Origin of the sequence: Clostridium sp. YIM B02569, from assembly GCF_022320765.1 — a bacterium.
Classification (GTDB): Bacteria; Bacillota; Clostridia; order Clostridiales; family Clostridiaceae; genus Clostridium; species Clostridium beijerinckii.
The window spans coordinates 56370-71668 of the sequence record NZ_JAKJJX010000008.1 but is presented as its reverse complement, the minus strand read 5'-3'; the positions used below and the strand labels follow the sequence as shown (position 1 = coordinate 71668).

General features: G+C 29.8%; 10 protein-coding genes. 9 read left to right on the top strand and 1 reads right to left on the bottom strand.

Going from position 1 to position 15299, the window contains the following annotated elements; all coding sequences use genetic code 11:
* Window positions 1–7: 7 nt before the first annotated feature.
* The 3 genes from L3B96_RS09075 to L3B96_RS09065 all read left to right on the top strand — a co-directional run bounded on the left by L3B96_RS09075 (window position 8) and on the right by L3B96_RS09065 (window position 5371).
* On the top strand, window positions 8–1579 hold the full coding sequence (locus tag L3B96_RS09075) for a glycoside hydrolase family 43 protein (protein ID WP_238860467.1): 1572 nt from the start codon (window positions 8–10) through the stop codon (window positions 1577–1579).
* 226 nt (window positions 1580–1805) lie between these two features.
* On the top strand, window positions 1806–3656 hold the full coding sequence (locus L3B96_RS09070; RefSeq protein ID WP_238860465.1) for a S8 family peptidase: 1851 nt from the start codon (window positions 1806–1808) through the stop codon (window positions 3654–3656).
* On the top strand, window positions 3653–5371 hold the full coding sequence (locus tag L3B96_RS09065) for a S8 family peptidase (protein ID WP_238860463.1): 1719 nt from the start codon (window positions 3653–3655) through the stop codon (window positions 5369–5371). The genes L3B96_RS09070 and L3B96_RS09065 overlap by 4 nt, the downstream gene beginning before the upstream one ends.
* A 141-nt stretch (window positions 5372–5512) precedes the next feature.
* Here L3B96_RS09065 and L3B96_RS09060 read toward each other — a convergent pair whose 3' ends face one another.
* Window positions 5513–6265, bottom strand: coding sequence for a gamma-glutamyl-gamma-aminobutyrate hydrolase family protein (locus tag L3B96_RS09060; RefSeq protein WP_023973994.1), 753 nt, complete (start codon window positions 6263–6265; stop codon window positions 5513–5515).
* Window positions 6266–6702: 437 nt separating this feature from the next.
* Between L3B96_RS09060 and L3B96_RS09055 the strand changes: the two genes are divergently transcribed.
* The 6 genes from L3B96_RS09055 (at window position 6703) to L3B96_RS09030 (ending at window position 15196) form a co-directional block, all read left to right on the top strand.
* Window positions 6703–7470 carry a transglutaminase-like domain-containing protein gene (locus L3B96_RS09055; RefSeq protein WP_238860461.1) on the top strand — a complete coding sequence of 256 codons (768 nt, stop codon included), beginning with the start codon at window positions 6703–6705 and terminating at the stop codon, window positions 7468–7470.
* Between the two features lie 270 nt (window positions 7471–7740).
* Entirely contained in the window at window positions 7741–8850 is a 1110-nt protein-coding gene (ugpC, locus tag L3B96_RS09050) for a sn-glycerol-3-phosphate ABC transporter ATP-binding protein UgpC (protein ID WP_011968204.1), read from the top strand.
* A 30-nt stretch (window positions 8851–8880) separates the two neighbouring features.
* Window positions 8881–9825 (top strand): helix-turn-helix domain-containing protein, encoded by a 945-nt coding sequence (locus tag L3B96_RS09045; protein ID WP_238860459.1) that lies wholly within the window; start codon window positions 8881–8883, stop codon window positions 9823–9825.
* Between the two features lie 410 nt (window positions 9826–10235).
* A complete protein-coding gene (locus tag L3B96_RS09040) occupies window positions 10236–11252 on the top strand; it encodes a LacI family DNA-binding transcriptional regulator (RefSeq protein WP_238860457.1) in 1017 nt (338 codons plus the stop codon).
* A 93-nt stretch (window positions 11253–11345) separates the two neighbouring features.
* Window positions 11346–12833, top strand: coding sequence for a 4-alpha-glucanotransferase (gene malQ, locus L3B96_RS09035; RefSeq protein WP_238860456.1), 1488 nt, complete (start codon window positions 11346–11348; stop codon window positions 12831–12833).
* A 2-nt stretch (window positions 12834–12835) separates the two neighbouring features.
* On the top strand, window positions 12836–15196 hold the full coding sequence (locus L3B96_RS09030) for a glycogen/starch/alpha-glucan phosphorylase (RefSeq protein ID WP_238860453.1): 2361 nt from the start codon (window positions 12836–12838) through the stop codon (window positions 15194–15196).
* The last annotated feature ends 103 nt before the right edge of the window (window positions 15197–15299 follow it).

Here is a 15299-nt window from a genome sequence, read left to right as displayed (position 1 = left end):
AGAAAAAATGAATATAGTTAATAATCCTGTAATCAAGGGGTTTAATCCGGATCCATCTATTCTTAGAGTTAATGAAGATTTCTATATTGCAACATCAACATTTGAATGGTTTCCAGGAGTGAGTATTTATCATTCAAGAGATCTTGAACATTGGAATGTTATTTCTAATGCGTTATCGGATGAGAAAGCTCTTGATTTAACTGGCATTGATTCTGCATGTGGAATTTGGGCACCAAACCTTACCTATAGTAATGGTATATTTTATTTGATATATACCATTGTTTATACTAATAGGTCAAGATTTAAAGATACTCACAATTTTATGGTAATATCAACGGATATTAAGGGTCCTTGGAGTAAACCTGTATTTTTAAATTGTTCAGGTTTTGATCCATCTCTATTTCATGATGAAGACGGCAGGAAATGGATTGTTAACATGACGGTTGATCATAGGATAGATAAGGTAAGATTTAGTGGAATTGTACTCCAGGAATATGATAGTGAAAAAGAAAAGTTAATTGGTCCAATTCATAAAATATTTAATGGAAGCGAAATAGGAACTACAGAAGGCCCTAACATAATTAAATATAATGGATATTACTATTTAACAGTTGCAGAGGGGGGAACTGAGTTTGGACATTGTGTAACTATTGCTAGATCTAAGAAATTAACAGGAGCTTATGAAATAGATCCTAATAATCCTATGCTTACATCAAAAACAGATGTTGACTATCCAATTCAAAGAGCAGGGCATGGACAACTTGTTCAGGATTATAACGGTAATTGGTACATGGCCCATTTATGTTCTAGGCCAGTTGATGGTTATAGTATTTTAGGAAGAGAAACTGCTATTCAAAATATTAAATATACAGATGATGGCTGGTTTAAGATTGATGGAAGTAATGGAAACTTACCAATGAGTAATTTTAAAACTAATTTAAGAAGGATAGAGGAAAATCTTGAAATTGTAAGAGAAGATTTTGATAGAGAGGAAATTACTTTAGATTTTCTAACATTAAGAAAATCTTTTAAAAGCTCTAATATGAGTCTAACTGAACGAAAGGGATATTTAAGAATAAGAGGTGGAAATTCTTTATCATCTAAATTTAATCAAAGCTTTATTGCAAGGAGACAGCAAAATTTTTCTTATGAATGTAAAGTATGTTTAGAGTTCAATCCAGAAAGTCATCATCATATGGCAGGCTTAGTATGCTACTATAATTATGACAATTATCATTATTGTAAAATAAGTAGAGATGAATTATTAGGACTAAGCATTTCAATTACAACATTAAATAATAGGGATGTTATAGAGACACCATGTATTTCGCTTCCTGAAGATAATTCTAGGTTTTACATAAAAGCCTGTGTAAATAGAGATAAACTTAGATTCTCATATTCTATAGATGGAGAGAAATATTTTGAATTAGATTATATCCTTGACATGAGGATTTTATCAGATGAACATGTTAATGGAAATGGTTTTACAGGGGCAATGATAGGAGTTAGCTGTCAGGACTTATTGGGAAACGGTATTTATGTGGATGTTGACTGGTTTGAATATAAAGGTTTGGACTAAGTTTTCAGAATAATATATAATTAAAAGTATTTTAAGCAATAAGCATTATAATGTTTGTTGCTTTTTTTGATTACTTTATTAGAAATTATAAGAGGATGAAAAATTTAATTTAAATATTAAGGAATATCACAATTATTAATTTAGAGATGAACAAATAATTTCAATCATCAAATAAACAATATAAAAATATATATAATATTAATGCAAGTAATATTAGGAGTTAGATATGTCTGATTTACGTGACTGTAATTTATATTATGATCCCAATTCGGCAAATTATTTGATTGAGTATAGAGGGAATTTCAAAGAACAAATAGATAAGTTATCTTATGCTTGTGGGGATATAATTACAGGCAATATCGGAGTAATATCTGTACGAAATAATGATTTTGATAGGCTCCTAAATGATGTTCCAGCAATTGTATTTTATGATTTTAGGACAATTTATGTATTACAAGATATCTCACCATCATCTGTAGATAATATAAATAACATAAAGATAAATCCCTTTTTAGATTTGAATGGGAGGGGAGTGCTAATAGGAATAGTCGATACAGGTATAGATTATTTAAATGATGAGTTTATAAGAGAAGATGATACATCAAGAATAATAAGTATATGGGATCAATCCGTTCAAAGTAATACTAGTGACGCTGTATATATAGGACAAACTTATTCGAATGATCAAATTAATAGTGCTATTGCAGCTAAAAGAAATAATGGAGATCCGTATCAAATAGTTCCTTCCAGAGATGAAGTTGGGCATGGAACAAAAGTTGCGGGGATTATAGGAGCAAGGGGATACAATACTGAATTTCAAGGAATTGCAAATGCAAGTGATTTTGTTATTGTTAAGCTTTTTGAATCCACTAATTTTAAAAGACAATTGCAAGAAAATGGAGTTCCGTATACTCCCGTATATAATGCATCTGAAATTGTAGCAGGAGTAGAATACTTGAGAAGAGTTGCAGTAGAACGTAAGCAACCAATGGTTATCTATGTAGGTGTTGGAAGTACTGAAGGTAGTCATGATGGTAACAACTTAATTTCAAGATATATAACATCTATTGGAAATAGTAGAGGATTGTGTGTAGTAAATGGAGTGGGAAATGAGGGGGATTCTCAAGGTCATGTATCGGGATATATAAGGAATGTAGGTGATACAAAAGTAATAGAACTAAGAATACCAAGGGAAATAAAATACCTTCCGATTTATATATGGATACGAAGACCTAATATCGCATCAGTAAATGTAATTTCTCCGACAGGTGAAGCATCAGCAGTTATACAATCTAAAATAAATAAAGTTCAACCAGTTAGATTTGTTTTTTTAAATACAGATATGTTAGTAAGATTCTATTCACCAGAACATTTCACAGGACATCAAGTAATAAGTCTTACGTTTAGTAATATAAAACCAGGAACATGGACTTTCAATTTGATAGGTGAATATATAACAAATGGTAGGTATGACATATGGCTGCCTCCCAAAAGTACTTTGCCAGAAAATACAATATTTCTTGAATCGGATCCATTTACTACTCTAACAATACCGTCAACAGCTGTTAATGTCATTACAGTATCTTATTATGGAAATAATAATGCACTAATTGCAGCTTCTGGTAAAGGGTTTAATACTAATGGATTGATTAATCCAGATATTTCAACTATAGGTGTAAATATATTGACAACAAAAGTTGGAGGAGGAGTGACAACATTTTCAGGCAGTTCAGCTGCTACAGCAGTAGTGACTGGGGCGTGTGCACTTTTATTACAATGGGGGATTGTAGACCGTAATGATCCTACTATGTATACTAAAAAGATTAGAACATACATAATGTATGGGGCTAACAGAAATTCGGCTAATAGATATCCTAGCAGAGAAACAGGATATGGTGATTTTGATTTGCTAGGTATTTTCAATATAATTAGTGGTTTATATAGAAATAGCAACCAAAGATTTCGAATGAATATCACTGATAAAAGATATACAAATGAAGATCATGAGTTTGACGAGTATTATATAAATAAATTATTTATAAGAATTCCAAAGGCGGGAGATGGAAAATTTATATGAAGGAAGGTTTTAGAGCTCCGATAAATATTTTTTCTGATGCAAATTACTATCATTATATAGTCCAATACGAAGGTAATATTGAGGATGAAGTTTCGAAACAGCCAGGGTATTATGCAACTATAATTGATAATCAATATGCCATATTATCTTCACCTGTAGAGCTTGATACAGGTACAGCTATTCCGGTTTTTTCTACAGTAATATATAGGGCTTTTCCAGATATATTTACGCTAGAAGAAGTTTCACCAATTGAAGCATCCCAAGCTAATTTTTTGCAATTAGAATTACCATTAAGACTTACAGGGAGAGGCGTAAATGTAGCGATTATAGATTCAGGCATTGATTATTTAAATGATGAATTTATAAGAGAAAATGGGCAGACCAAAATAGAGTATATTTGGGATCAAACTATAAATTCAGGGCAGCAAATTGGAGAGAATGGAGTTCCGTTCGGAAGTGTCTACAATAGAAGTACAATACAACAAGCAATTGATGCTTTTAGGTCTGGACAATCTCCTTATGATATAGTTCCGACCAAAGATGAAATAGGTCATGGAACAAATATGGCTGGGATAATTGGATCGGTTGGAAAAAATCCTAATTTAAAGGGGATGGTTCCAGAATGTGATTTTGTAGTGATAAAGCTTCTTGAAAATATTGCTTATAAAAGACGGTATAATATACAAATACCTATATACAGCATGTTATCTGTTTTTTCAGCACTAGAATTTTTAAATAGATACTCACTAGAAAATAATAAGCCTATGGTTATATATATGCCCTTAGAAAGTAATTTAGGAGGACATAAAGGAAATGGCTTTTTAGAACAATATATGGATTTTATGTCTCAAAGTAGTGGAATTGCAATAGTTAATGGCTCAGGAAACCAAGGCGCAAGTGGAACTCATACATCAGGTACTATATCTCAAGTTAATGAATCTAGAACAATACAGCTATATATATCGCCAGAGCAAAAAAATATAATAGTTGATATTTGGATTGAATCACCTAATATAATGACATTAAATATAATATCACCATCAGGAGAGAGTACTGGAACTATAAATGCAGAGATAACGGCTATAGAAACTTATTCGTTTGTATTTGAAACCACTTCAATGGTAGTAAATTACTATGTTCCAGAAGAATACACAGGTGATCAATTAATGAGAGTAAGGTTATTAAATATAACAGAAGGAATTTGGCGTTTTACCCTGACAGGACAGTCAATTCTAAATGGCAGATTTAATGCATGGATACCTCAAGAAGGAGTTAGTATTGGAGGAACTAGGTTTATTTCTTCAGATCCATATGGAACTATAAGTAATCCAGCGTGTTCTGAATACACAATTACTGCTGCAGCGTATAATCAGCTAAATAATAATGTTCTAGATTATTCCGGAATAGCATTTTTAGAGGACTATCTTAATAGAATTGATGTGGCTGCAGGAGGGATAAATGCATTAACTGTAGCGCCTAATAATCAAACGGCTATTGTTAATGGAACAAGTGTATCAGCGGCTATATTAGCAGGGGCCTGCGCTATGTTATTTCAATGGGGAATTGTAGAAGGAAATGACCCTAATATATATTCGCAAACGATAAAAACATATATTCAAAGAGGTGCAGTTCAAAGAAGTGGAGATTTATACCCCAATCCAGTATGGGGGTATGGAATACTTAATGTGCTGAAAATGTTTCAAAATATGCGATAAATTGCAACTCCATATTTATAGTATAATATAGGCACATTCTTTTATATTTTAGATAATTTAGAATCCCTAAAGTAAATCTTATGAAAGGCAAGTATACAAAGATTTAATTGCATAAGGCAACTTGAATTTAGGGATTTTAAATTATTTTTTATGATCTAATGAATTATTTTTATATGAAGCATTTATAAAAGCTTCAAAAAGTTTAAGCATATTTTTATCGTTATAAGCAGTCATAATTTCAGGATGAAATTGCACACCAACAACAAAATTTTTCTCACAACTCTCAATAGCCTCAATCACTTTATCCTTAGAGTAAGCCGTAACTTTAAAACCAGGAGCTAAATCTTTAATTGCTTGATGATGAAAGGAATTAATTAGTGCAGTATTTCCCAAGATCTCATATAAAATTGAGCCCTCAATAATTTCTAAAGTATGGCTAGCCGCTCCATCTTTTGTTTGTTGATGATGTTTTATATAACAACCACTCATATCAGATAAATCTTGATATAATGTGCCGCCAAAAGCTACATTTAGAATTTGATGACCTCTACAAATTGCTAAAATAGGTTTATTAAGTTCATAAGCTATTTTTACAAGTGCAAGATCAAACTCATCTTTATCAGGGTAAATATAACCTAATTTAGGCGATGGTTCTTCATTATATAATAAAGGATTTATATCTATTCCACCAGAAAGAACGATGCCGTCAAGTAGTTCGACTTGTCTTCTAATGGATTCTTCATCAGAAAGAATAGGAAGTATAATTGGAACACCGCCTGCTTTAATTACGGATTCAACATAATCATTGCCAAGTGATTCTACAACTGAGTGCGAATATTGAGTTTCATGTTTAATAACTCTGTTTGAATTTATGCCTATAATTGGTTTGTTCATAATTTGTATACCTCCCTTAGCATATATATAACTTATAATATATATGTATAAATAAAGATTGTCAATTGTGCATAAATGGAAGAAAAATAGGGAAAAGTCAACAATTTATAAACAAAATATAAATAAAGTATTAATTTATATTTACAAAATGAATAAAGTAAGTACAATAGAAGTAATGATAACTTATTTGTTACTCTCTAGAAAGTCATGGTATTAGACAATCTGCTAATATTGTGCCTTTTGTGAGTATAAATTATGAAAAAGATTGATTTAAAATTTACGTTCAAAAGGAAAATATATTCGCGTGGCAGATTTCTCTCACATATGCTTAAAAAGGCAGATGAGTAAAAAATCTCAAGCGTCAGAGTCGCAAGCGAGTTTGGTCTACATATGATGAAATTGAAAGTGTTGAAATGACATGGGGGAACATATTAATTATGGAAAAGTTTTTCAAAACAATAATGATAGCAGTCGTTATTATACAAGCTATAACTGTAACTGCATTTGCGTATGATGAAGTTAATAATATGAAGAGTATGGAAAATCATATTTATAATCATCTCGAAAATAGAGATACTGATTTTACTATTTTATATACAGGGGCAAGGTCGGAATTTGAAGAGAATATAAGTAATTGTATTAAGGATGCATATTCAAAAGATGATTACTTAGAGAGATCTTGGCTAGAGATAAAGCCTAAAGCAAAGGTGACTGAAAATGGTATAGAGACAACTTTAGATGTAAAATATCTGACAACTAAGGAACAGGAAAATTATGTAGATAATGAATTAAAGAGAATTACTAATTCTTTAATTAATAAGGATATGTCAGAGTTAGAAAAAGTACAGGCTATAAATGAGTATATTATAAATAGATACGAATATGATTATACTCTAAAATCTACAAGTGTTTATTCTGCATTGACCACCTCATTAGCTGTATGCCAGGGGTATGCAATGACTGCTTATAGAATGTTTAACTATGCAGGAATAGAAAATAGAATTGTAGTCGGGAAAATTAAGGATGTTTCTCATTCATGGAATGCTGTAAAAATTCAAGGTAATTGGTATCATATAGATGTTACTAACAATGATTCAAGTTATAAGAATAAGTACTTTTTAGTTGGAGATAGTACTTTAATTGAAAATAATTATACTTGGGATAGAGAAAAATATCCTAAATCATTTAATGGATATTATAAATAAGCTTTTATTTAAGGGATTGTAACATAATCTTACTCCTTAATCGAAGTGTTGTATATAAACATTAAAATATTATAAGCAAAGCATATATCTAGTTTTGATTAGTATATGCTTTTTTATTATCCTTTTATATTATTTCACAAAAAAGACAAGAGAGTTTTGTAAATTCTCAATATAGAATATAAAGGATTACATATAGTAAAATGAATATACAGAAAACATTAAATAAAATATAAATTGAGATAATTAAAGCAGAAAAGGGAGGAAATAAATATGGCAGATTTGTCACTAAGACATATTTATAAAATTTATGAAGGGGATGTAACTGCAGTAAAAGATTTCAATCTAGAAATTGAAGATAAAGAATTTATAGTTTTTGTAGGGCCATCAGGTTGTGGTAAATCTACAACTTTAAGAATGATTGCAGGACTTGAAGAAATATCTAAAGGTGAATTATATATAGGTGGAAAATTAGTTAATGATGTAGAACCAAAAGAAAGAGATATAGCAATGGTTTTCCAAAACTATGCATTATATCCACATATGACAGTGTATGATAACATGGCATTTGCTTTGAAGTTAAGAAAAGCACCTAAAGATGAAATAGATAAGAAAGTTAGAGAAGCAGCAAAGAGATTAGATATTGAACATTTGCTAGACAGAAAGCCAAAGGCTTTATCAGGAGGTCAAAGACAAAGAGTTGCATTAGGACGTGCTATTGTTAGAGAACCAAAGGTATTCTTAATGGATGAGCCTTTATCAAATCTTGATGCAAAATTAAGAGTTCAAATGAGAACAGAAATATCAAAGCTTTATCAAAGTTTAGGAACAACATTTATATACGTTACTCATGATCAGGTTGAAGCTTTGACAATGGGAACTAGAATTGTTGTAATGAAGGACGGTGTAATACAACAAGTTGATACTCCTCTTAACATATACAATACGCCAAATAATTTATTTGTTGCAAGCTTTATAGGAAGTCCTCAAATGAATTTAATAAATGGTATTGTAAGTGAAAAGGAAGGAAAGTTATATTGTAAATTTGATGAAAATAATATATTATTGCCAGAAGAAAAAGCTAAAGTATTAAAAGAAAAAGGATATGTTAATAAGGAAGTAGTATTTGGTATAAGACCTGAGCATTTAGATGATAATGCTCAAATAATTGAAAATAACCCTGCAGCAACTTTAACTGGAGATGTAGAAGTTGTTGAACGTATGGGTGCTGAAAGTTACATTTACTTTAAGTCAGGAAATAATAATATGACTGCAAGAGTTGATGGAAGTACTAAAGCAGAACCTAAAGACAAGATTAAATTATATGTAGAACATGAAAATATTCATGTTTTTGATAAAGAAACAGAGTTGAGAATTTGCTAGTATTAAATTAGTGACAATTGAGGTGAGGGAATGAAGGGATTAGTGAAATATTTACAAGAAATATATGAAGATTGTGAAATACCATTTGAAGTTTATGTGGACGATGAAATTATATTTAAGGCTAATCCTAATTCTTTTAGCGAAAATATACTTGAAGATACATTTTTTATTGGACCCAAAAGTTTCAAAATAAAAACAGAAGGGGACCGCAAGGATTTCATAAGAATATTAGTATTTTGTATCAAAGATAGGTATAAAGATAGTTATAACAAAAAAGAAAAAATAGTTTCTGAGTTATTACAAGGCTTAAGTATATCTAAGGAAAAGATTAAGGAAATTATGCCGCCAATAAAAGAAGAAACATTTTTAATTACTTTAAATTTAAAAGAAAAAGTAACAGAGGCATTAGAGGCGTTAAAAAATGTTTATAATAATAATGATGTAACCATTCTTATATTTGAAGATACAATCATTTTAATTGGAATTTTTGAAGATATAAAGGAGCATGTATCTAGTATAAGTGAAACAATATACTTCTCACTTTACGAAAAGTGTTATATAAGTTATTGTCATATTGGGGATTATGAATTATTGAACAAGTTATATAATGAAAATATGTATAAAATTAATTTAGCTAAAAAGTATAATGTATCTCAAATGGTATTTGGATGTAACAGCCTTTTATTTGAAGAAGTTATGGATAATTTAAATCAGGATATTAAGGAAAAAATACTAAATAACTTTAATGAAAGTTTTTCGAAGTTAGATGAAGATATGTTAAAAACTATAGAGGTTTTCTTTAAATCGGACTTAAATTTAAGTGAAGCTTCAAAAGGATTGTATGTTCACCGAAATACTCTAATTTATAGATTAGATAAGATACAAAAATACACAGGTTACGATATAAGGAAATTTAATGATGCTGCATTATTCAAGATAGCCTTCTTTATTTGGATTCAAAAGAATAAAATTTAATAGATATAGCTAGAAATCTTATCTGAAGATCGTTAAAAGTAATCTTCAGATAAGATTTTTTATTTTTAGTTATATAAATATAAACAAGTAAGAATAAATAAAAAAATTGTTGGTTTATAAGTATCGTAATTACAAAAAAATACTTAATAAGACAGCCATTATGTAATCATAAATAGAAAATTAAGAAAATATAATATAATTTCAGGAATTTATTGTATAAATATTCCGCGTTTGTTAAAATGTTATTAAAGTTAATTAAATAACTGAATTGTTATATAAACATGATTACGAATAAAACGAATATAATATTGTGTGCTTAAATATCTATTTAATCAAGATTTTTGAATTAACAGGAAATTAAGGTAACGATACCGAACTATTATAATTTAATAGTGATGCAGGAGATAAATATGAATATAAAGGATATAGCAAAATTAGCACAGGTTGGAGTCAGCACTGTTTCAAGAGTATTAAATAATCATCCTGATGTTAAAGAAAGTACAAGACAAAAGATTTTGGAAGTAATAAAAGAAAGCAATTATATACCTAATAATAGTGCTAGAATACTAAAACAACAAAACACAAAAAATATAGGAGTTTTAGTAAAAGGCGTATTCAATCCATTTTTTTCTCAAATGATTAATGTCATAGGAAATATAATAAATGAAAATGGATATACAATGATATTGCATCAAAATGATTATAAGAATGACCAAGAGGTTGAAACTTTAATAGCTTTTATAAAAGAAAAGAAATTACAAGGAATTATCTGCTTAGGCGGTAATTTTGCTGATATTACAGATGACTGTTTTAAAGAAATAAATGTCCCTATAGTACTAACTTCTGTCAATACTGTTTCAAAACAAGGCAAGGAATATTATTCATCGGTTGGTATAGATAATGTTAAAAGTTCATATGATGCAACCTCATATCTGATAGAAAAAGGTCATAAAAAAATAGCATTAATTTTAGGAGAAGCTGATGATATAGGCGTAAGCATATTAAGAATGCAAGGATATAGGGAAGCATTAGAAAAAAGTAAAATAAAAATTGATGATGAGTTAATTATTGTTGGTGAATATTCAAGCAGAGGCGCATATAATGAAACACTGGAATTATTAAAAAGAAGAAATGATATCACTGCATTTTTTGCTCTTTCAGATATTATGGCTATAGGTGCTGCTAAAGCAATTCTTGATAGTGGGTTAAAAATTCCTGAGGATATATCAATAATCGGATTTGATGGCATGGATGAAAGTGAATATTATAATCCTAGTATAACAACAGTAAAACAACCGGACAAGCTAATGGCAACTATGAGTATAAATTTATTGATATCTCAGATTAATGAAAAAAAAGAAAACCAACACATATTATTAGAAACTAAGTTAATTGAGAGGGATTCATGCTTCGATTTGTTAAAGTAATGGTTATTGATATCTAAAGAATATTGAAAAGGAAAATAATATATATAATACTTTAAGTTATTATATATATTCCTAGAGGGTGGAGGAATGAGAATGAAAAGAGGTAGTGGAATCATTATGCATATTGCATCTTTGCCAGGTAGATATGGAATTGGAACATTTGGAAAAGAGGCATATGAATTTGCGGATTTTTTGAAGAAAGCGGGTCAAAGTTTTTGGCAGATACTTCCCTTAGGACAGACTAGTTATGGGGATTCACCATACCAGTCATTTTCGGCATTTGCTGGAAATCCTTATTTTATTGATTTTGATATTTTAGAGTCTGAAAATTTGATAAGAAAGTCCGATTATGATGAAATAAATTTTGGTGATAATCCAGAGCGTATAAATTATGAATTGTTATTTAAAGAAAAATTGAAAGTATTAAAATTGGCATATGAAAATTTTAAGCAGAAACAATCTGAGGATTTTAAGAATTTTGAAAAAGAAGAAGATATGTGGCTTGATGACTATGCTACATTTATGGCCTTAAAGAATAAGTTTGACCTAAAAAGTTTTCAAACATGGGATGCTGATATTAAATTAAGGAAAAATGATGTTTTAAAGAACTATAAAGAAGAACTTAAAGATGAAATTCAATACTGGAAATTTGTCCAATACGAATTTTTTAAACAATGGACAAACTTGAAAAATTATGTTAATGAATTGGGAATTAAAATTATAGGTGATATACCCATATATGTTGCAGAGGATAGCGCAGATTTGTGGAGTAATCCAAAAGTATTTTTAGTAGATGAAGAAACGTTAACTCCAATAAAAATTTCAGGCTGCCCACCTGACGCATTTTCTTCAACTGGGCAGCTTTGGGGAAATCCTATTTATAATTGGGAGTATTTAGAAGGAGAAAACTATAAATGGTGGATAAATAGAATCATGCAGAGCTTAAAGCTTTATGATGTAATAAGAATCGATCATTTCAGAGGCTTTGAGGCATACTGGTCTATACCTTATGGAGAGAGAACAGCTGTAAATGGAGAATGGGTAAAAGGACCAGAAATGAAATTATTTAATGCAATAAGAAAAGAACTTGGAGATATAGAGATTATAGCTGAGGATCTAGGTCTATTAACTGAAGATACTATAAAATTTAGAATAGAGACTGGTTTTCCAGGTATGAAAGTATTAGCATTTGCCTTTTCAGGTGATTGTGAAAATCCATATCTACCGCATAATTATGAAAGAAATTGCGTGGCATATACTGGGACTCATGATAATGATACTATAAAAGGTTGGATTCAAACGACAGGAAGTAAGAATGAAGTTGAGAATGCAGTTGAATATTTAAATCTTACAGAAAAAGAAGGGTATAATTGGGGATTTATAAGAGGAATATGGAGCAGTGTTGCAGATACATCTATTGCACTTATGCAAGACTTCTTAAATCTTGGAAATGAAACTAGAATAAATTTACCGTCTACTATTGGAGAAAATTGGACATGGAGAGCAAAAGACGGTGTTTTTACTAATGAGTTAGCAAATAAAATATATAGATTAACTAGAATTTATGGAAGGTGTGAGTAAGTGTGGATAAACAAAGAATAAGAGATGGTATAGAAAGATATTTAAAAGTAAAACATGCAGTAAAGTTGAAGGATGCTCAGGATTATGAAATTTTTAATGCGCTTTCATTAACTATTTTGGAGGAGATAATTGATAATTGGAATGAAACAAGTGAAACTTATAACAAAGGAAGAATGGCATATTATTTATCAGCAGAATATTTAATGGGAAGAGCTCTAGGTAATAATTTAATGAATTTAGGTTTATACGATGAAGTTAAGGATGTTTTAAAAGAGTTAAATATAGACTTAAATAGAATCGAAGAAATAGAAGAAGATGCAGGACTTGGTAATGGTGGGCTTGGAAGACTTGCAGCATGTTTTGTGGAATCTGCAGCGACATTAAACATGCCCTTAGTTGGATATGGAATAAGATATAGCAATGGGTTATTTAAACAAAACATTGAAAATGGGTTTCAAACTGAATGTGAAGATACATGGTTAAAGTATGGGGATTCATGGAGTGTTAGAAAAGATGATGAAATTCAAATAATTAGATATTCAGATATGACAGTAAAAGCAGTTCCTTATGATGTACCTATAATTGGTTATGGAACTAAAAATATAAATACTTTAAGATTATGGCAATGTGAGGCTTTAAGAGAATTTGACTTCAATCTATTCAATAACCAACAATATATTGAAGCTGTATCAGCAAGAAATAAAGCAGAGGATATATCAAGAGTATTATATCCAAATGATACAGCAGAGGCAGGAAAGATATTAAGGCTTAGGCAACAATATTTCTTCTCAAGTGCGTCTATGAAAGATATACTAAAAAAACATAAGGCTAAATTTGGAGCAGATTTTTCTGAATTTGTAAAATACAATGTAGCACAATTAAATGATACTCACCCAACAATATCAATCCTTGAATTTATAAGAATATTGGTTGATGAAGAGTATGTAGAATTTTCGGAAGCGTTATCAATAGCTAAAGAATTTTTTGGATATACAAATCATACAATACTTGCTGAGGCACTAGAAAAGTGGGATATAAGATTAATAGAAAGATTATTCCCAAGAATACTTCAAATTGCATATCAAGTTGATGAAGCATTAATGAATGAGCTAAGACAAAAAGGATATGACGAAGGCGCAATATGGAATTTTAGAATTATTGCAAATAATCAGATGAGAATGGCCAATTTAGCCATATTTGTTGGGAGAGCTGTAAATGGTGTTGCAGCACTTCATACAGAAATTTTAAAGAAGAATGAATTAAATCACTGGTATCATTTATATCCAAATAAATTTCAAAACAAAACTAATGGAATTACACCAAGAAGATGGCTTAGGCTCTGCAATGCAGAATTATCCGAGCTTATTACAGATTTGTTAGAAAGTGAAGATTGGATTAAAAATTTAGAGCTTCTTAAGGGTCTAGAGAAATTTAAAGATGATGATGCAGTGCTTGAGAGACTTATGGAAATTAAGCATGAGAAGAAAGTTCAACTAGCAGATTATATTAAACAAGAAGAGGGAATTAATATAGATCCAGATTCATTCTTTGATATTCAGATTAAGAGATTACATGAATATAAGAGGCAGTTATTAAACGCTTTATACATTTTAGATTTATATTACAGAATAAAAGAGAATCCAAATTTAGATATACCAAAAACAACATTTATATTTGGAGCTAAAGCATTCCCAGGATATAGAAGAGCTAAGGGGATTGTAAAATTTATAAATGAAATAGCTAGACTTGTAGATAATGACTCAGAAGTTTCTAAGAAAATAAAAGTTGTTTTTGTTCATAATTATAGGGTGTCTTATGCTCAAAAACTATTTCCAGGTTCAGATTTATCTAAACAAATTTCAACGGCTGGGAAAGAAGCTTCAGGGACAGGCAATATGAAATTTATGTTGAATGCTACTCCAACATTTGGAACTTATGATGGTGCTAACATAGAAATTGTTCAAGAAAGTGGAGAGGAAAATAACTATATATTTGGACTTAGAGTAGAGGATATTGAAAGAATTAAGCATGACTATGATCCAAAATGGTATTATAGAGAAAATCCAAGTATTAAGAGAGTAGTTGATACTTTAATCGATGGTACACTAGATGATGGAAGAACTGGATACTTTGAAGATTTATATAATGCTTTGTTAGAAGAAAGAGATCAATATTATGTACTTGCAGATTTTGATTCATTTAAGCAGACTCAAGAAAGAGTGTTTGAAGATTATAAGGATAAAAAGAAATGGGCTCAAAAATGTTTTGCTAATCTATATAGTTCAGGAACATTTTCAAGTGATAGAACTATAAAGCAATATGCAGATGAGATTTGGTATATAAAACCTGCCACTATTAAATAATTATTGATTTAAAAATAAAATAATTAAGAGTTATGGAGAGAGAAAAATTTTATATCCATAACTCTTTATTTTTTTTACGTATTATAGTCATTTTTAATTACTT

Coding starts and splice junctions, on each gene's coding strand:
- L3B96_RS09070 (WP_238860465.1), top strand. CDS start 1,806: ATGTCTGATTTACGTGACTGTAATTTATATTATGATCCCAATTCGGCA.
- L3B96_RS09040 (WP_238860457.1), top strand. CDS start 10,236: ATGAATATAAAGGATATAGCAAAATTAGCACAGGTTGGAGTCAGCACT.
- ugpC (WP_011968204.1), top strand. CDS start 7,741: ATGGCAGATTTGTCACTAAGACATATTTATAAAATTTATGAAGGGGAT.
- L3B96_RS09075 (WP_238860467.1), top strand. CDS start 8: ATGAATATAGTTAATAATCCTGTAATCAAGGGGTTTAATCCGGATCCA.
- L3B96_RS09060 (WP_023973994.1), bottom strand. CDS start 6,265: ATGAACAAACCAATTATAGGCATAAATTCAAACAGAGTTATTAAACAT.
- malQ (WP_238860456.1), top strand. CDS start 11,346: ATGAAAAGAGGTAGTGGAATCATTATGCATATTGCATCTTTGCCAGGT.
- L3B96_RS09065 (WP_238860463.1), top strand. CDS start 3,653: ATGAAGGAAGGTTTTAGAGCTCCGATAAATATTTTTTCTGATGCAAAT.
- L3B96_RS09055 (WP_238860461.1), top strand. CDS start 6,703: ATGGAAAAGTTTTTCAAAACAATAATGATAGCAGTCGTTATTATACAA.
- L3B96_RS09045 (WP_238860459.1), top strand. CDS start 8,881: ATGAAGGGATTAGTGAAATATTTACAAGAAATATATGAAGATTGTGAA.